We start from the raw sequence: 18,630 nt of genomic DNA on the forward strand, positions 1-18,630 counted from the left end.
GTGGCTGGATTCGGCACCCGGTCAATCTACAGGCCCGCACGCGCACAGCTCTTCGGTTGTCACGCCGTCATGTCGAAAGCGGCAATCACCTTGGTAGGTACCAAACGAACGATCAATTCGCCCGGAACTCCGTTGCGTCTGCCGAACTCCTCCCCTCTGTCGCGGCCCATGTACCGCGCACCGATCTCGGTAGCCGTACGCACCAGTTCTCCGGGATCCTCGTCGATCGATGCAACGCCCTGCACCTGCACGAACCCGTACGGCGGCTCTTCGAGATCGACGGTCAACACGATCCGAGGATCCCTGCGGATCGCGCGCCCCTTGGCGGTATCGGCCCCGGTGTTGAACACGAGGCAATCGTCCTCGACGACGAACCAGATCGGGGCGACCAGGGGCCGTCCGTCCGAAGCGAGGTAGCCGACCTTTCCGGTGCGGGTACCCGCGGACAGAAACTCTCGCACGCGCGGATCGGTGAAAGACGTCATTTAAGTGACGCTACTCGGCCGGACCGACAGGTTCACGTCACCGACGGACTCGGCCCGAACGTGCCGCTCGATCGCCGACGCTACGACGGGCCGACGTGGGTGAGCAGACCGGCGCAGATCGTGGCCCGCACCTCCATGTCGGCGAGATCGTGCACTGAGCGATGGGCCGGGTGCTCCTCGAGAACGACGATGTCCGCGACGTCCCCGACGCGGAGCGCACCACGGCCCCCACTCGCCGCCTGCAGTGCCGCGCCGAGAGGAACCGATTCCTCGGCATGCCAGGGCGGCCGGTGGTCGTCGGTTCGGAATACCGCCGCCGCGACGCCTCCCAGGGGCTCCGGTGGACTCACCGGAGCGTCGGAACCGAAGAGCAGCGTGGCACCGCTTCGATGGAGCGATCCGTAGCCGTAGGCCACCGAGCGTCGACCTGCCCACAGATCCTCGGCGATGTCGCGGTCGGCCATGGCGTGCTGCGGCTGCACCGACGCCGCAACGCCCAGCGCCGCGAAGCGTGCGATGTCCTCGGGGACGAGCTGCTGCGCGTGTTCGATACGACCTCCACAACCGGCCCGCTCGAACGCATCGAGCGCAACGCCGTTCGCCCGGTCACCGATCGCATGGACAGCAGAGGTGATGCCGCCGCGAGCTGCGCGAGAGACGAGTTCGTACAGTCCGTCGTGTGTCTCGAGCAACAGTCCGTAGGCGTTGTCACCGTCGACGCCCGGGTAGCGATCGTGACAGCAGGCCGTTCTGGTGTTCAGCGAGCCGTCGAGCATGACCTTGAGCGGTCCGCGCCGAATCATGTCCGAGACGGCCGAGACGTCGCCGGTGCGCTCCCCACGATCGAGCGCTTCGTCGAGCCACTGCGGCCACACCGTGGTGTCGACGCGCACCGCGGGAGATCCGGCCGACAGGCGCCGATCCCAGACCGTCCGGTTGTCCGCGAACTCGAAATCGACGACGCCGGTCACCCCGCGGACCGCCAGCGCCGCGGTGGCGTCGAGCACCGCTCGGTCCAACTCGGCCGGGTCCTCCAATGCCTCCAGGGCCATGACGGCCTCGAGACCGTCGACGTCACGAAGCACTCCGGTGGGATGGTCGATACCGAGATCGCGCAGCAGCGCCGGACTCAGCCACAGCGTGTGCAGGTCCATGCTCGTCAACGCCACACGGACACCGGGCAGCGCGTTCTCGAGCAGATCCTTGTGTGGTTCGTCGGTCCACTGCGCGTCCCGAAACCCGTTGGCGCGCACGACGGAATCGCCTGCTGTTCGCGCGTAGGGAAACACGAGTGCCACGGCATCGGCCGCCGACGATGCCGGCCCGACATCGATACGCCGCCGCGCCGCTGCCCATTGCGTCAGATGAACATGACTGTCCACGAAACCCGGCAGGGCCACTCCACCGGCCCCGTCGACGACCTCGCCGCCGCGGGTGCGATCGCTACCGGCCGGGGTGATCGACCCGATGACCGAGTCGACGAGTTCGATGTCGAAGAGCACGCCGGAATCATCCAGTGCGACATTGGCGATAATCACTCCTGGGACTCTAGAGCGTTGCCCCCGATGCAGGCGCGCATGCCATCCTCTAGCAATGAAGACAGAGCCTGTTGCGATGCAGACAGATCGGACCGACCCCGTCGGATATCACGCGACCGTCACGGTGCGCTGGTCGGACATGGACGCATTCGCGCACATCAATCACGCCCGGATGGTCACTCTGCTCGAGGAGGCGCGCATCGAATGGCTGCTCAGCGAGGGCGAGGCCAACGAAAGCCTGATCAAGAGTGCGTTGATCGCGAACGTCACCATCGCGTACAAGAAGCCGCTCCGGCACTCCGACGGTCCGCTCGACGTCACACTCTGGTTCGAGAAGGTGCGAGCGGTCGATTTCACCATCGGCTACGAGGTGCGGGCAGCGGGCGCGGCACCGGATTCGCCGCCTGCGGTGGTGGCGACCACCCGCATGGCGATGGTCGACGTCGGGGCGGAGACTCTGCGCCGGATCGCGCCCGAGGAGAAGGCCTACCTCGCGCGCTGGACTCGCTGATACTCTGCCGCGCGGTCCGCGAACCAGCGCACCGCCTCCGGATCGTCGACGGCACTGGTGTCGAGAGCGGTTGCCGCGGCAGCGCCTTGGAACATCTTCTTGAGCGGCACTTCGAGCTTCTTACCGGTCCGAGTGTGCGGGATCGCGGGCGCGGCGACGATGTCGTCGGGAACATGCCGCGGGGACGCCTGTGTCCTGATAACGGCAACGATGCGCTCGCGTAGCTCCGTGGTGAGCCCGTCCGGGATTACCACGAACAGCGGCATCCAGTATCCCCCGTCGGACTGTTCCATGCCGAGCACCAGGGCCTCGGTGACCTCGTCGAGAGATTCGACGGCCTGATAGATGTCGGCGCTTCCCATTCGAATCCCGTTGCGGTTCAGCGTCGCATCGGAACGACCGTGCACGACGACGCTGCCGCGTTCGGTCACGGTGATCCAGTCGCCGTGCCGCCAGATGCCCGGATAGGTATCGAAATACGCGTCCCGATAACGGGTTCCGTCGGGATCGTTCCAGAACCGCACCGGCATGGACGGCATCGGTTCGGTGACGACCAGTTCGCCCACTGCGCCGAGCACCGAGTTGCCTGCCTCGTCGTAGGCGTCGAGCGCGACGCCAAGGAACGGGACCGACAACTCGCCCGCCCGGACCGGTACGGTCCGCACTCCCCCGGCGAACGCCGACACCACGTCGGTACCACCGGAGATCGAAAACACCGGTACGTGGGCTCCGACGTTCTCCGACAACCAGATCGACGACGTCGCGGGCATCGCCGACCCGGTGATCCCGATGGCGCGTAGGGCCGACAGATCATGATCGGCACCGGGGTGTGCGTCCGCCTTGATGCACGCGAGGACGTACCCGGGGCTCGTACCGAGGTACGTCACGCCCTGCGCGGCCGCGATGCTCCACAGCGCGTCCGTTCTCGGGAACGCGGGATTTCCGTCGGCGCACACGATCGTGGCCCCGACGAGCAGGCCGGCCACCTGGAAATTCCACATCATCCAGCTCGGGCTCGTGTACCAGAAGAACACATCGTCGGGTCCTAGATCCGAGTGCAGTGCAACGGATTTGAGATGCTCGAGCAGCACGCCACCATGGCCGTGCACGATCCCCTTGGGCCGTCCCGTCGTCCCCGACGAGAACACGACCCACAACGGGTGATCGAACGGCACTGCGACCGGAGCGAGCTCGCGCGGTGTCGCGGTCGCGTCCGCCCAACTCAATGCCGTCCCCGCGGTCCCCACAGCTCCCGCAGCGTCGCCGATCGTGACCACCGTGCGTACCGTCGGCAATCCCTCTGCGAGAGTGTTCACGTCCGCACCTTTGTCGCGGAAAGCCCCTCCGTAGACGTACCCGGACGCGGTGATCAACGCCGCGGGATCGAGCTGTCCCAATCTGTCGAGTGCTGCCGCCGCCGAGTAGTCCTGCCCGCACGCAGCCCACACCGCGCCCAGACTTGCTGTCGCCAAGAAGGCGATGACCGCCTCGGGTACGTTCGGCAGGTATCCGACGACGCGGTCGCCGCGCCGGACGCCCGCGTCGGACAGGGTGCCCGCCAACGCACCGGCCTGGGCGATCGTCTCGGACCACGTGACGGTCCGCGTCGAACCGTCCTCGTAGGCATGAACGATGGCGGCCCGATCTCCGCGAGCGTGGCGGACGACCTGATCGACGTAATTCAGCTCGGAACCCGGGAACCACTGCGCCCCCGGCATACCGTGGCCCTCGAGCACCGACTCCGGTTCGGTGGTGGAGCGAATGTCGAAGTAGTCCCACACCGCTGTCCAGAACGATTCGATGTCGTCGATCGACCACCGCCACAACGCTGCGTAGTCGGGCAGCGTCACCTCGTGGCGCGCCTCGACGAACCTCGAGAATTCGGTGACCCGAGCGTGCTCGACATCGGTATCGGTGGGCGTCCACAGCGCACTCGTCATGGACGTCAGTATGTCAGCCGAAGGGCTGGGTTCAGATCAATCCGAGCGAGCGTTCACGCATCTCGACCTTGCGCACCTTGCCGGTGACGGTCATCGGGAACTCGTCGACGACGTGCACGTAGCGCGGAATCTTGTAATGCGCGAGACGACCGTCGCAGAACTGCCGCACCGCGTCCGAATCCAACGGCGACGCACCGTCTCTGAGCTGTATCCACGCCATCAATTCCTCGCCGTACTTCTCGTCGGGCACACCGATCACCTGAGCGTCGAGGATGTCGGGGTGGGTGTAGAGAAATTCTTCGACCTCGCGGGGATAGATGTTCTCGCCGCCGCGAATCACCATGTCCTTGATGCGCCCGGTGATCGCGACGTAGCCGTCACCGTCCATGACCCCGATGTCGCCGGTGTGCATCCACCCGTCGCTGTCGATGGCCTCCGCGGTCTTGTCGGGCTGCTCCCAGTAACCGACCATCACCGAATAGCCACGGGTGCACAGTTCACCCGCCTCACCCCGAGGCAGTGTGTCACCGAGAACCGGGTCGACGATCTTTACTTCGAGGTGCGGTCCCACACGACCCACTGTCGACACGCGCTGCTCGATCGAATCGTCGCTGCGAGTCTGCAACGACACCGGCGACGTCTCGGTCATGCCGTAACAGATCGACACCTCACTCATTCCCATACGTTCGATGACCTGCTTCATCACCTCGGTGGGACAGGGTGATCCGGCCATGATTCCGGTACGGAGGCTGCTCAGATCGAATTCGCCGATGTTCTCCAGTGCCAGCTCGGCGATGAACATGGTCGGCACACCGTAGAGCGAGGTGCACTTCTCGTCGGCCACGGCCGTCAAGGTCGCCACCGGGTCGAACGCGGGACCGGGGATGACCATCGCCGCTCCGTGCGAGGTGCACGCGAGATTGCCCATCACCATGCCGAAGCAATGGTAGAACGGCACCGGAATGCAGACCCTGTCGTTCTCGGTGTAGTGGCAGAGCTCGCCGACGAAGAAGCCGTTGTTCAGAATGTTGCGGTGACTGAGCGTCGCACCCTTCGGGAAACCCGTTGTACCCGAGGTGTATTGGATGTTGATCGCGTCGTCCGTGCGGAGTGTGCTCGAGACGTCGGCGACCATCTGCGGACTCTTCGCCAACGCTCGGTGCCCTCGATCGGTCATTGCTTCCCACTGGATGCTCCCGATGAAGAGGACCTCGCGCAGAGTTGTCACCTCCGGTCGCACGTCGTCGATCATGGCCGCGTAATCGGACCCTTTGAATTCCGTCGCCGACAACAACACCGAGACACCCGCCTGTCTCAACACGAACTGCAGCTCGTGCGAGCGGTACGCCGGATTGATGTTGACCAGAATTGCCCCGATCTCCGCCGTCGCATACTGCGCCAGCGTCCACTCGGGGCAGTTCGGTGCCCAGATCCCTACCCGATCGCCTACGTGCACACCGGCCACGAGGAGCCCCGCCGCCAACAGTTCGACATCCGCCGCGAACTCCGAGTAGGTCCACCGTCGTCCCGATGCCACATCGACCAGGGCATCGCGATCGGCGTGCCGCTCGACGGTGCGATGCAGGTTTCGGCCGATCGTGTCGTCGAGTATCGCTGTGTCCGAATCGCCGCGGGCGTAACTGTCCATGAGCCCCACGGTAGTGACGCCGGTCACGGCCAGCTACCCCCGAATGGGGGTCCTACTCCAGCGTGATGACCTCGGCGGCCTCGAGCACCTCGGCGCGCGAGGTGTCCTTGAGCGCGACGCCGGACCGTCCGAGCTTCCTGGCTCCGGCCAGTAGACCTGCCACGATGCGGGCCGACTGCGCGTACCCCTGCCCCTCGGGCGGGTGGATGTTGGAGACGCAGTTGCGATCGGCGTCGGTACGACCGGGCTTGGGGAGGTGCGTCAAATAGATGCCGAGACTGTCCGCGACGGACAGGCCGGGCCGCTCCCCGATGAGAACCAGTACCGTGCGCACGCCCATCGCCGCCGCGATGTGATCACCGAGCGCCACCCGGGCCTCGGTCGCAACGACCGGGGCAGCAATCGAATACCGTTCGGCAAGCTCGTCTTTCAGGGCTTCCACCATGGCGACACCGTGATCGGCCAGGGCCCGGGGAGACAATCCGTCGCTCAGCACGATGCCTATCTCGTCCTCGGAGTGCGCAATCGCCGACAGATCCTTCGGCTGACGACCCAGGTCCGGACGACGCAGATACTCGGCCCGGCTCGTGGCCAGGGACGTCACCACCGACGGAGTACCGAGCCCCACCTGCTCCACCCGACGCACGAACTCGTCGACCTCGAGTGGCATGTGCACCGCATCTCGAGCGGCGGCGTGCGCCGAGCGAAACTCCAGCACCCGCGTCGTCGGCAACGAATCGCCGATGCGTCCCAGTCCGATTCGGGCTTGGGTACTCGCCCGCAACTCGCCCCAGAACTCTGCTTCCGGTCGTTCCGCAGGCTCCACTCGCAAATCCGGTCGTTCCGCAGGCGTACTCATCGCGCACTCATCAAGGCCCGCAGCGGCGATCCCGCAGCATCGACGTCGAGGACTCGGCCGTCCGCATCCGCCATCCCCAGTCGCGAGAGCCACGACTCGAACTCCGGGGCGGGCCGCAGACCGAGGACCTGTCGCACGTAGAGCACATCGTGGAAGCTCAGGGACTGGTAGCCGAGCATGACGTCGTCGGCTCCCGGCACTGCGATGACGAATGCGACGCCGGCAGCGCCGAGCAAGGTCAGCAACGTGTCCATGTCGTCCTGATCGGCCTCGGCGTGATTGGTGTAGCAAACGTCCACGCCCATCGGCAGCCCCAACAGCTTGCCGCAGAAATGATCTTCGAGGCCTGCCCTGATGATTTGTTTGCCGTCGTACAGGTACTCCGGCCCGATGAATCCGACGACGGTGTTGATCAGCAGCGGCTCGAGATCGCGGGCCACCGCGTACGCGCGCGTCTCGAGGGTCTGCTGATCGACGGGCCGGCCGCCGGTGCCGATGTGCGCTCCCGCCGACAGCGCCGAACCCTGCCCCGTTTCGAGATACATGACGTTGTTCCCGACGGTTCCGCGGTGTAGCGATCTTCCGGCCTCGTTGGCCTCGCGCAGCAACGGAATGTTCACGCCGAAACTCGAATTGGCACCCTCGGTTCCCGCGATGGACTGGAACACCAGATCGACCGGAACTCCTTTGTCGATCAATTCCATCGTCGTCGTCACGTGCGAGAGCACACACGACTGCGTCGGGATCTCGAAACGCTGCCGGATCTCGTCGAGCAGATGCAGCAGATCGGCGGTGGCCTGAGGTGAGTCGGTCGCGGGATTGATCCCGATGACCGCGTCACCCGACCCGAGGAGCAGTCCGTCGAGTGTGGCCGCGGCGATGCCACGCGGATCGTCCGTCGGGTGGTTGGGTTGCAGACGCGTGGTGAGAGTCCCGGGTAGGCCGATCGTCGTCCGGAACGCCGACGTCACCTGCGCGGCCCGAGACACCGCGATCAGATCCTGGTTCCGCATGATCTTGCTGACCGCCGCGACCATCTCGGGTGTCAGTCCGGCTGCGACCGATCGCAGTGTCGCGGCCGCATCGGGCCCCGCGGTCACCTGCAGCAGCCAATCCCGCAGACCTCCCACGGTCAGGTGCGAGACGGCCCCGAACGCGATGCGATCGTGAGAATCGATGATGAGCCTGGTGACCTCGTCGGTTTCGTACGGGACGAGCAGATCGTGCAGGAAGACATCGAGGGAGACCTCGGACAACGCCCACTGCGCGGCAGCTCGTTCGGCATCGGATTCGGCCGCGCAGCCGGCCAATTCGTCGCCCGATCGCAGCGGCGTCGCCTTGGCCATCAGGTCGACCAGACCGTCGAACGTGTAGGTGGTCCCGGATACCTGCTGGGTGTAGGTCGTCATTCCAGTTCGGCCTCGGCCTCGGCCAGTGCGGCGAACTCCTCGTCGGGCGAGTTGGCGACCAGATGATGTCTGCTGTAGATACCGAAGTAGGCCATGAACGCGACGAACACTGCCAGACACCACAGTGCCGCAGTGGAATCGACGACGAAGGTGGCGACGACGGCGAGTGCCGCGACGACCAATGCGAATCCGGTGGTCGCGATGCCGCCCGGCGTGCGATACGGGCGGTCCATGTTCGGCTCCCGACGGCGAAGCACGATGTGGCTGACCATCATCAGAACGTAACTCAGTGCCGCGCCGAAAACGGCCATGTTGAGCAACATTCCGCCCTGGCCGGTCAGAGAGAGCAGGAATCCGATGACGCCGGGCACGATCAACGCGAGTGTCGGGGCCTTACGAGAATTGGTGATGGACAGTGTCTTCGGCAGATATCCGGCGCGAGAGAGCGCGAAGAGCTGGCGTGAGTACGCGTACATGATCGAGAAGAACGACGCGACCAGACCTGCCAGGCCGATGTAGTTGACGATCTTGCTCGCCGTGCCGTCACCCAGGGCCTCCACGAGAGGATTCCCGGATTCCTTGACGGCGTCGGCTCCGCCTGCACCGGTCACCAGGAACAGCACGACGGCACCGGTCACGAGCAGAACACCCATGGCGGCGATGATGCCGCGCGGCACGTTCTTGGTCGGATCCTTGGCCTCTTCGGCGGCCAGCGGCACACCCTCGATGGCGAGGAAGAACCAGATGGCGAACGGAACTGCAGCCCAGATGCCGAGGTACCCGAACGGTAGGAAGCCCGAGGCTCCGGCGGCGTCGGTCGGTGCGATGTCGGTGAGGTTGCTCGCGTCGAACTGGCCGATGGCGGCGACGGCGAACACGATGAGCCCCACCAACGCGATGCCGGTGATGACGAACATGATCTTGAGTGCCTCACCGGCCCCGGACAGGTGAATGCCGATGAACAGTGCGTACACGAACAGGTAGACCCACCACCCGTCGGTGATGCCGAACAACCCGAGCGATTCGACGTAGGCACCGATGAACGTCGCGATCGCTGCGGGCGCGATGGCGTACTCGATGAGAATCGCTGTACCGGTGGCGAATCCGCCCCACGGTCCGAGAGCACGACGGGCAAAGGTGTAGCCGCCGCCTGCCGCGGGCAGCGCCGACGACATCTCCGCCATCCCGAGAACCATGGCCAGGTACATGGCCGCGATCAGGATCGCGGCGATGAGCAGACCGCCGAAGCCGCCCTCGGCCAGGCCCAGGTTCCAGCCGGAGTAGTCGCCGGAGATGACGTAGCTGACACCGAGGCCGGCCAGCAGCACCCAGCCCGCCGTCCCCTTCTTCAGAGTCCGCTTGGCCAGATAGTCACCGCCCTCGACGTGAGCCTGCGTACTGTCATGGGAGCCGGACTTCGGGTGAGGCGACTGTGGATCTTTCACGGACATTGCAAGCCTCTCGTACCAGGTCCCTCGCGAGGGGACGCCCATTCGGGTGTGTGGGGCGCGCGAACCGGTTCACGATAGGTCCGTGATGTAAGCGGGGTGTCATCGGTGAATGACGGGCGAATTACGGCTGCTGTGCAACCGCATTCACGTCACCGATATCTCCCTCGTCCGGTTCTGCGACTGTCAGTACTGCGTCCACCACAGCTCTGTTGGTTTCCAGCTCACGCTCCAGCCGCCGGAGCGTGTGCGCGATGCGTGATTCTGCGAAATCACCGACGAGATCGACACTCGCCACCACGTAGATCTGTTTGGGACCGACGAACTCGATGCGAACGAACCGGACCGACGCCACCTCGGGGAGTAGCTCGATTCGCTGCACTACCGCGTTCCATAATGCTCTCGATCCTGGCTCCCCGGTAAGGAATCGGCGGTTTCGATCGATCAGCACGAACGCCACGATCCCGAGTAGAACGCCCACCAGAATCGAGCCGATGGCGTCGAACGCCGCCGAACCGGTGAGCTGGTGCAAACCGATTCCTGCACCGGCGATCACGATGCCGATCAGAGCCGCGCTGTCCTCTGCGAACACTGCCCGCAGCGTCGGATCCGAGGTCTCCAAGGCGTAATCGAGAAAGTCCTTGTCGTATTGCGCTGCCTCGCCGCGAATTTGCCGTACCGACTGAAGGAAGGACACGCCCTCGAGCAGAAAGGCGATGGCGAGCACGACATAGGCGACGAGGTAGTTCTCACTGCTCGACTCGCCGGCGAGCAACGACGTGATGCCGTGCCATACCGATACCGCGGCACCGGCGACGAACAAACCGATGGCGGCGAGGGTAGACCAGAAATACGTCTCCCGGCCGTACCCGAGCGGCCGTCGGTCGTCCGGGCCGCGCGCGCCGCGGCGATTGGCGACGAGCAGGAAGATCTCGTTGCCGGTATCGGCCCACGAGTGCGCGGCTTCGGCGACCATCGACGCCGATCCGGTGAACACCGCCGCAAACGTCTTGGCAATGGCCACACCGAGGTTGGCGACGAACGCGATCACCACGGTGCGCAGGCTGTCGCCGCCCTCACCGGCGGGCGGTTTCGATGAACTCTTCATCGTTCGCACTGTATGCGCTGTGCGCAGTGGTGCGGCTATGTGCCGCCTGGGGCTCATAGCCGCACCACTGCCGCAGGCACTCAGCCCTGGAGCATCCCCGGGACGGGACATGCGTCGACGGCTTCGGCGACCACCAGCGGATCGTCGGGAATCTCCGGCCGTCGGCCTTCTTCCCAGTCGACGCCGACGAGCGGTGGGTGCTCGGCGAGGAGTTCGTTCTCTTCCGCGGTGTAGGCACGCCCACGGCTCAGGAAGCGAACGCCTTCGGGCGATTCGAGCGAGAATCCGCCGCCACGACCCGGCACGACGTCGAGTACGAGTTGGGTGTGTTTCCACGCCTGGAACTGCGAACCCGAGATCCATACCGGCACACCGTCGCTCCCACTGGGCAGGTCCTGTGGGACCTCGCCGACCCCGAGCCGAAGGTCGATGTACCCCAACAGAACGTCCCGGTCGCCGACGATGAATTCTCCTGCGGGATAACACATCGGCGACGACCCGTCACAGCATCCCCCGGACTGATGCATCATCAGTTCGCCGTGGATACCGCCGAGGCGACGGAGCAGGTCCATCGCCTCGGCGGTTGTCTTCAGCCGCGCGGGCGGCCGAGGGGCATTCATCAGAAGAAGCCCTGTGCCTTCTGCGCGTAGCTGACCAACAGGTTTTTGGTCTGCTGGTAGTGATCGAGCATCATCTTGTGGTTCTCGCGGCCGATACCCGACTGCTTGTAGCCACCGAACGCGGCGTGCGCGGGGTACTGGTGGTACGTGTTGGTCCACACGCGACCGGCCTGAATATCGCGGCCGGCGCGGTAGGCGATTCCGCCGTCCCGCGACCACACGCCTGCGCCGAGCCCGTACAAGGTGTCGTTGGCGATCTCGATGGCGTTGTCGTAGTCGGTGAACGACGTGACCGAGACGACCGGCCCGAAGATCTCTTCCTGGAAGATGCGCATGTTGTTCTTGCCGGTGAAGATGGTGGGCTGCATGTAGTAGCCGCCGTTGAGGTCGCCGCCGAGCTGTGCGCGCTCGCCGCCGGTGACGATCTGTGCGCCCTCACCCTTGCCGATCTCGATGTACGAGAGGATCTTCTGGAGCTGATCGTTCGAGGCCTGCGCACCGATCATGGTCTCGGTGTCGAGCGGATCTCCCTGTCGCACAGCCTTGGTGCGGATCGCGGCGAGGGCGAGGAACTCGTCGAAGATGTCCGCCTGAATCAGCGAGCGCGACGGGCAGGTGCACACTTCACCCTGATTGAGGGCGAACATCGTGAAGCCCTCGAGGGCCTTGTCCTGGTAGTCGTCGTTGGCCTGCAGCACGTCGGAGAAGAAGACGTTGGGGCTCTTGCCACCGAGCTCCAGTGTCACCGGGATCAGATTCTGCGACGCGTACTGCATGATGAGGCGTCCGGTCGTGGTCTCGCCGGTGAACGCGATCTTGGAGATACGCGGGCTCGATGCCAGCGGCTTGCCTGCCTCGACGCCGAATCCGTTGACGATGTTGAGCACGCCTGCGGGCAGCAGATCGCCGATGATCGAGATCAGGTGCAGGATCGACGCGGGGGTCTGCTCGGCGGGCTTGAGCACCACTGCGTTACCCGCAGCGAGCGCGGGCGCGAGCTTCCACACGGCCATGAGGATCGGGAAGTTCCACGGGATGATCTGCCCGACGACGCCGAGCGGCTCGTGGAAATGGTAAGCGACGGTGTCGCTGTCGATTTCGGAGAGCGATCCTTCCTGCGCGCGGATGCAGCCGGCGAAGTATCGGAAGTGATCGATGGCGAGCGGAATATCGGCGTTGAGGGTCTCGCGAATCGGCTTGCCGTTGTCCCAGGACTCGGCCAGAGCGATCGACTCGAGGTTCTCGGCAATGCGGTCGGCGATCTTGTTCAGAATCACGGCGCGCTCGGCCGCAGACGTCTTGCCCCACGCAGGAGCGGCGGCGTGCGCGGCATCGAGGGCGAGTTCGATGTCCTCGGACGTGGAACGGGCGACCTCGCAGAAGTTCTCACCGGTGACGGGAGTCGGGTTCTCGAAGTACTGGCCCTTGACCGGTGGCACCCACTCGCCGCCGATCCAGTTGTCGTAGCGCGACTGGAACGACATGACGGAATCGGCGGTACCTGGACGGGCGTAGACGGACATTGAAAATCCTCCTGATCGACACGTGCTTCACAGTTGATGCGGTGTGTGATTCAGGACACTAGAGCGTGCAACGTTGCAACTACGTTGCCGTCGTGCCGACGGCTCCACAGCGACGGGTTCCTCACACTCCGAGATCGCGATCGAGGAGATCGATTCGCGCGCTGACCTGGCCGTAGAGCGCGGAATCGCGGCTCAGCGTGGCGCGATAGGCCTCCCATGCGATCACGTCGGATCGACCGTGGATGGAGGAGGTCCACTGGGCGAGCAACACCGGGTCCCCGAGCCGCAGCAGGGCAGCCTGCATTCGAGACCGCAATTCCTCGCGAATGTCCTCGATGCCGGGGGCGGACGAGCCGGGCAACACCGGTCCGGTGTAGATCCGTAGAGCCGCCTCGACATCGCCGCGGTCCAGAGCGCGCCGGATGTCGCCGACATCGGAGGACAACTCGCCGACCAGCCGGTACGGCCGGGACGCCAGGCCTGCGGTACCGAAAGATTTACGCAGCCGCGACATCTCTGCGCGGATGGTCACCGAGTCGAGTTCCTGCTCGTCGAGGAGCACCGCGAGGTGGTCCGAGCTGAGCCCCTCCGGATGGTCGCCGAGCAACAGGAGAATTTCGGCGTGCCGCTGCGACAGCGGTGTTCGGCCCGAGCCGCGCACCACCCCAGGCCGCCCGGATCCGAGAACTTCGAGACGAGGAGCCGTGTCGCCCAATGATTTCGGCGAGTTCATCAGATGCAGACGTAACTCGGACTCCGCGGCTGCGACCGTGGCCCGCACCAGAGAGAGCACCTCGGGCACCGCCACCCGCGGGCCACCGGTGATGTCGATTGCTCCCAGAATGTGACCGCTGGTGGGGTGGTGCACCGGTGCCGCCGAGCAGCTCCACTCGTGGACCGATCGCGAGAAGTGCTCGGATGCGAAGATCTGCACGCTGTGATCGACGGCCAGTGCCGTTCCCGGAGCGTTGGTGCCTTTGCTCTCCTCGCTCCAGTCCACGCCCTCGGCGAAATCCATCGTCAGCGCGCGGTCCTTGGCCGAGGAATCGCCCTCGACCCACAACAGCCGACCCTCCGCGTCGGAGATAGCGACGAGCAGGCCGGTGTCGGAGGCGTCCTCGACGAGCAGTTTGCGGATCACCGGGCGGATGAGCGCCATCGGATGCCCGTTGCGATAGCGGTCGAGGTCCGGCCCGCTCAGGGCCGGTGCCTGACTACCGCCGTCCGGGTCGACACCCTTGGTTCGACTTCGCATCCACGAGTCGAGTACGACGGACCTCACTGCCGAGCCGTGAGTACGGATGTCGTCGACGAAAGATTGATGGGCACTGGACATTTGGCGCGCCAGCACAGTGACATCCTCACCGGGACGCACTGCGACCCAGGGGTTGCCGCCACTGTCCGATCGGCTTGCCATTCGACGCTTCCTCCGTGACCTGTCCACATCGCTGTAACCCAGCTCACAGGCAAGGATACAGCCGCTGCCGACGGGTGCGACCGGGGCCGGTCCCGTCGACGACGACGGGCTACTTCTTCTTGACGGCCGAGGTGATGATGTCGTTGCTGGTGTCTCCACTCGACTTCGCTCGCTTGTCGGCGCGCTTGTCCTTGAGTGATTTGCCGGATTTCTTGGTCATCGTGTTGCGGGGCGATTTGTCCGACATGGCAGAAACCCATCTGTTGGGGAACCTGAACGGTCCCCAGACCACGAACGCTACGCCCTTACGCGCCGCGATCGTGCTGATCGATCAGCGCCGCGGCCCGTTCGGCGAACATGACGGCCGTTGCGTGGGGCCCTCTACTGGGCACCACCGGGAACGCCGAGGTGTCGACGACGTACACGCCGTCGACCCCACGCACCCGACAATCGTCGTCGAGAACCGACCCCGGATCCGATTCGGGCCCCATTCGAGCGCTTCCGGACAGGTGCAGCGACGTACCGAGTGGCGCGAACGGATCCGCGACGGCGGAGACGTCCACGGCCGACGCCATGGCCGGGGATCGAAGCAGATCCACGGCGAGTTCGACCCCGTCTCGCATCGCCCGACGGTCCTGCTCCGACTCGAGGTAGTGATAGTTCACCGAGGGAGGCACGAACGCGTCCGCCGTGCGCAACGCGATGCGTCCTCGTGCGGTCGACCGCATCAGACCGACGCCGATCGAGTGCGGCCCCACGTCCAGGCCGGGTATGAGTTCGTCGAACCGCCTGGTGTAGGGCCTTATTTCCACGTCGCCCGCGTGCAGCACCGCCTCGAGCGGAGACGACAACCGATCGTCGGGGGAATATTTCGGAACGAGGGGAACGGCGATCTCGGGGTGGTCGGAGAATCCGCGTCCCACACCCGGACTGTCGACCACCATCGAAATACCGAGCGCGACAAGGTTTTCGGGATCACCGATGCCCGATCGCATCAGCAGCGCGGGAGTGTGCACGGACCCGGCCGACACGATCACGGTATCGGCTCGGACGATACTGCGCACTCCGCCGACGACGATCTCGACTCCGATCACCCTGCTGCCCTTGAACTTCAACGACACGACTGTCGTATCGCCCTGAACACGAAGGTTTCTGCGGTCGGCATGCGGCAGAAGGTATGCCCGAGCCGCACTCACCCGTGTCCCGCCCAGAACGTTCGAGGGAACAGCACCGACACCGCCCGCCCCCGCATCGGGAGCATTCAGATCCTCGCGGTAGCCGATACCGGCGTTCGTCGCCGATTCCACGAACGCGGCGGTCAGCCGATGCCAGACCCGCGCGGGTGGTCGAGTGATCGGCATCGGCCCGTCCGATCCGTGCCAGCGACGCGCGACGCCCGTACCGCCGGCGGCCTCGATGTCGTGATCGCTCTCGGAACGACGAAAGAACGGCAGCACCTGATCGAACGACCAGTTCGACTGTGGCCACGCATCGAAGTCGGCGGGGATCGCCCGGACGAAGTAGCCACCGTTGACGGCGCCCGATCCGCCGAGCACTCGGCCCCGGGTCACCGTGCGCGTGACGTCGCGGGTGAGTTCGGCGGTGTAGCGACCCACCCACCGACTGGTCGGACCGATGGGTAGCGTCGTCGAGTCGCCCAGGCTGCGCGGAATGTCGTCGACCCCCGCAAATGCCGGCCCGGCTTCGAGCAGCAGAACTGAGCGGTCGGGATTCTCGCTCAGTCGCGCCGCGACGACACAACCGCACGATCCACCTCCGACGACGATGACATCGGCGACGGCGTCGGCGTCGGCGTCGAGCGGACTTCCTTCGCCGTCGGCCCGGCTTCCCAGGCGCACGGGTCAGCCGTCCAGGCGGGGCTTCAACGCCTCGATGGAACGAGCCGACAGCGCGCCGCTCCACAGCCCGGTTCCGTACGCGATGTCGTCGGCGCGTTTGAAGAAGATGTACCGAACCGGATCGAGCCCGCCCAGTTCACGATGCTTGTACCAATCCGAACACGCTTCTGCCACAGCCATACCGAGCGCGATCTTCCGAATACGGCTGGACAACAACACCGCGAGCAACGTGATCGGCCAATAATGTCGACACAGCGCCGAAGCAAGTTGCCACAACCCCGCCACGAAGCCCTCGGCAGCGAGAACGGCCGCAATGCGGGTGGGCTGATCGAGGCCGACGAACATCTTGCGCAGCCGAACGACGGTGACGCCGAAACTGGCCAGAGCCCCGAGCAATCCGATACGCGTCAGGCTGGCGGCGAGAAGACACGTCACCAACGTCCACGGCGACATCGCGATCGGCGGCACCATGCCCGGATGACGCGCGGACAACGGCGTGGCACCGGTGCCGTAGAACAGCTTGCGGGCGAACCACTCCATGAAGTCGACGCGATGCTCGTGCGCCACGTGGGCAACCGGCTCGTAGCGCAGTCGCCAGCCCGCCTCCTGCAGACGCCAGCACAGATCGACGTCCTCCGCCACGTGCATCGACTCGTCGAACCCGTGGCATTCCACCGCAGCAGACCGGCGAAGCAACATCGCGGCGCTGGGTACGTACGACACCGCGCTCCCTGCGCGCACCGCCGCTTCCTTGCGTCCCAGGTCGAGCGAGGACCGGGCGTGCTCGTATCGGGCCAGTGCGCTGCCTTCGGGCTCCAGCGCGACGATTCGAGGTGCCACCAGGCCCACCGCCGGATCCGAGAAGTGCCCGAGCATCACCTCGAGCCAGCCTTTGCGCGGCACCACGTCGGAGTCCAGAAAGGCCACGAAATCGGTTGTAGCGCACCGCAATCCCGTATTTCGAGCGGCAGCCGGCCCGCGTGAGGTCTCGTGCCGCAGCACCGTGACGCTACCCACGCTCCACGACACCGCAGGAACCGCAACCGGGATGTCGGATCCGTCGTCGACGATGATCACATGCATGCCGTGCATCGCTGTGATCAGCCGCGCGAGCCCGGCCTCGTTGTTCTTCAGCGGCACCACGACGGTGACATCACTCGGCGACGGGATGGACATGGGCCGCGGGTTGCCCACCCCCGAGTCGAGCAGTTTGCGCGCCACGAGGGCGGACTGCGAGTCGGTCACCTCGATGAAACCGTCGCCGATCATTGCCGCGGCCGTCGGTGCCAACGTGAGCATCCGCATCGGTGAACCACCGATCAGAACGCGTCCCTCGGAGAATGTGCGTACGCGTGGATCCACTCGCACCCCGAAGCCGTCAGGCAACCGACCTTCACCCATCAGGGCATCGTAAGCGGACAAACCGTCGATGTGTCGGCCACCCGGTAAATCGGTCGGAACATACCTGCTCCCCGTTTCTGTTCGAGGCCTCGAACAGGCATTACGCCGGTTCTGCACCGCGCTTGCTCACACGATGACTCCGTGCGGGGACGGGCTCCATCTCTGCACCGCACCCATCACGCGTTCCCGTAGTTGCTCGAAGATGAGCCGTCCTTCCTCGGCGGTGGCCCCGAGGGGATCGCCGAGAACGCCGTTGGCCGTGATGGGGGCCAGGCCACCGGCGCGCAGCTCGGGCAGCAGGGCCGCGATCTCGGTGGTGTTTCCCGGTGCCGCTTTCGTCATATCGACCACCTCGGCCGAAAGATGAAGAAGCAGCGATGTTTCGGTGCGTCCGGCGTGCGCGTCCGCTCCCGGCACCGAGCACTGGAACCACACGACGTCGCGCCCTTCGTAACGCAACAGCGTCACCGCCGACCGCAGAGCGGGACCGTTGCCGCCGTGGCCGTTGACGAAGACGACCTTCTCTGCCCACCGACACGCGGAGCGCCCGTATTCCACCAACAGCAACTCGAGCGCGGCGGCCCCGATGGACACGGTGCCGTCGAAACCCTCGTGTTCCCCGCTGGAGCCGTACGCCACCGCGGGGGCGACGAGAGCGTTCGGAACTGTTCGCGCGACGGCGTCGGCGATGCGGGTATCGGTGTCGAGAGGCAGGTGCGGCCCGTGTTGCTCGAGCGAGCCGACCGGAACCACGAGGAGCTTCGGTCCGACTATGTCCGGCCAGTACTGGGTACCGAGGGTGTCCGTGGCCATGGGTGCAGATGCTATCGGACGGAACCGCGCTGTCACGCGGACGAAACACAC

The 18,630-nt window shown here is 65.4% G+C and carries 16 protein-coding genes; 1 reads left to right on the top strand and 15 read right to left on the bottom strand.

Annotated features, from left to right (window positions below):
* Positions 1 to 59: 59 nt before the first annotated feature.
* Together QM588_RS17365 and QM588_RS17370 are read right to left on the bottom strand one after the other, a co-directional pair.
* Positions 60 to 485 carry a PPOX class F420-dependent oxidoreductase gene (locus tag QM588_RS17365; protein ID WP_283315128.1) on the bottom strand — a complete coding sequence of 142 codons (426 nt, stop codon included), beginning with the start codon at positions 483 to 485 and terminating at the stop codon, positions 60 to 62.
* 80 nt (positions 486 to 565) lie between these two features.
* On the bottom strand, positions 566 to 2,023 hold the full coding sequence (locus QM588_RS17370; RefSeq protein WP_283315130.1) for an amidohydrolase: 1,458 nt from the start codon (positions 2,021 to 2,023) through the stop codon (positions 566 to 568).
* A 76-nt stretch (positions 2,024 to 2,099) separates the two neighbouring features.
* Here QM588_RS17370 and QM588_RS17375 point away from each other — a divergent pair, with 76 nt between their 5' ends.
* Positions 2,100 to 2,534 (top strand): acyl-CoA thioesterase, encoded by a 435-nt coding sequence (locus QM588_RS17375; RefSeq protein WP_027496292.1) that lies wholly within the window; start codon positions 2,100 to 2,102, stop codon positions 2,532 to 2,534.
* Here the strand turns inward: QM588_RS17375 and QM588_RS17380 are convergent.
* From QM588_RS17380 to mftE, 13 genes are all read right to left on the bottom strand, one after another.
* Positions 2,510 to 4,474 (bottom strand): acetoacetate--CoA ligase, encoded by a 1,965-nt coding sequence (locus QM588_RS17380; protein ID WP_283315132.1) that lies wholly within the window; start codon positions 4,472 to 4,474, stop codon positions 2,510 to 2,512. The two genes, QM588_RS17375 and QM588_RS17380, sit on opposite strands and share 25 nt — an antisense overlap.
* Before the next feature lie 31 nt (positions 4,475 to 4,505).
* Positions 4,506 to 6,122, bottom strand: a complete 1,617-nt coding sequence (locus QM588_RS17385; protein ID WP_283315133.1) for an AMP-binding protein — start codon at positions 6,120 to 6,122, stop codon at positions 4,506 to 4,508.
* Positions 6,123 to 6,174: 52 nt separating this feature from the next.
* Entirely contained in the window at positions 6,175 to 6,981 is an 807-nt protein-coding gene (gene eutC, locus QM588_RS17390; RefSeq protein WP_283315134.1) for an ethanolamine ammonia-lyase subunit EutC, read from the bottom strand.
* Complete coding sequence (locus tag QM588_RS17395) at positions 6,978 to 8,390, bottom strand: ethanolamine ammonia-lyase subunit EutB (RefSeq protein WP_283315136.1); 1,413 nt, start codon at positions 8,388 to 8,390, stop codon at positions 6,978 to 6,980. Before QM588_RS17395 ends, eutC begins: the two co-directional genes overlap by 4 nt.
* Entirely contained in the window at positions 8,387 to 9,841 is a 1,455-nt protein-coding gene (eat, locus tag QM588_RS17400) for an ethanolamine permease (RefSeq protein ID WP_283315137.1), read from the bottom strand. Before eat ends, QM588_RS17395 begins: the two co-directional genes overlap by 4 nt.
* A gap of 121 nt (positions 9,842 to 9,962) precedes the next feature.
* Positions 9,963 to 10,946, bottom strand: coding sequence for a cation diffusion facilitator family transporter (locus QM588_RS17405; RefSeq protein ID WP_222090632.1), 984 nt, complete (start codon positions 10,944 to 10,946; stop codon positions 9,963 to 9,965).
* Between the two features lie 80 nt (positions 10,947 to 11,026).
* On the bottom strand, positions 11,027 to 11,566 hold the full coding sequence (locus QM588_RS17410; protein WP_283315138.1) for a DUF779 domain-containing protein: 540 nt from the start codon (positions 11,564 to 11,566) through the stop codon (positions 11,027 to 11,029).
* On the bottom strand, positions 11,566 to 13,089 hold the full coding sequence (gene exaC / locus QM588_RS17415) for an acetaldehyde dehydrogenase ExaC (protein ID WP_283315139.1): 1,524 nt from the start codon (positions 13,087 to 13,089) through the stop codon (positions 11,566 to 11,568). The genes QM588_RS17410 and exaC overlap by 1 nt, the downstream gene beginning before the upstream one ends.
* 121 nt (positions 13,090 to 13,210) lie before the next feature.
* Positions 13,211 to 14,506 carry a transcriptional regulator gene (locus tag QM588_RS17420; protein WP_283315140.1) on the bottom strand — a complete coding sequence of 432 codons (1,296 nt, stop codon included), beginning with the start codon at positions 14,504 to 14,506 and terminating at the stop codon, positions 13,211 to 13,213.
* 109 nt (positions 14,507 to 14,615) lie between these two features.
* Positions 14,616 to 14,753, bottom strand: a complete 138-nt coding sequence (locus tag QM588_RS17425; protein WP_167326762.1) for a hypothetical protein — start codon at positions 14,751 to 14,753, stop codon at positions 14,616 to 14,618.
* Between the two features lie 58 nt (positions 14,754 to 14,811).
* On the bottom strand, positions 14,812 to 16,359 hold the full coding sequence (mftG, locus tag QM588_RS17430; protein WP_283315292.1) for a mycofactocin dehydrogenase MftG: 1,548 nt from the start codon (positions 16,357 to 16,359) through the stop codon (positions 14,812 to 14,814).
* A gap of 9 nt (positions 16,360 to 16,368) precedes the next feature.
* Entirely contained in the window at positions 16,369 to 17,766 is a 1,398-nt protein-coding gene (gene mftF, locus QM588_RS17435) for a mycofactocin biosynthesis glycosyltransferase MftF (protein ID WP_283315141.1), read from the bottom strand.
* A 126-nt stretch (positions 17,767 to 17,892) separates the two neighbouring features.
* Positions 17,893 to 18,579: a mycofactocin biosynthesis peptidyl-dipeptidase MftE gene (mftE, locus tag QM588_RS17440; protein WP_283315142.1), complete on the bottom strand. Its 687-nt coding sequence runs from the start codon at positions 18,577 to 18,579 to the stop codon at positions 17,893 to 17,895.
* Positions 18,580 to 18,630: the final 51 nt, after the last annotated feature.

The sequence above is a fragment of the Rhodococcus sp. IEGM 1354 genome, assembly GCF_030056855.1.
In the GTDB taxonomy this organism is placed as follows: domain Bacteria; phylum Actinomycetota; class Actinomycetes; order Mycobacteriales; family Mycobacteriaceae; genus Rhodococcoides.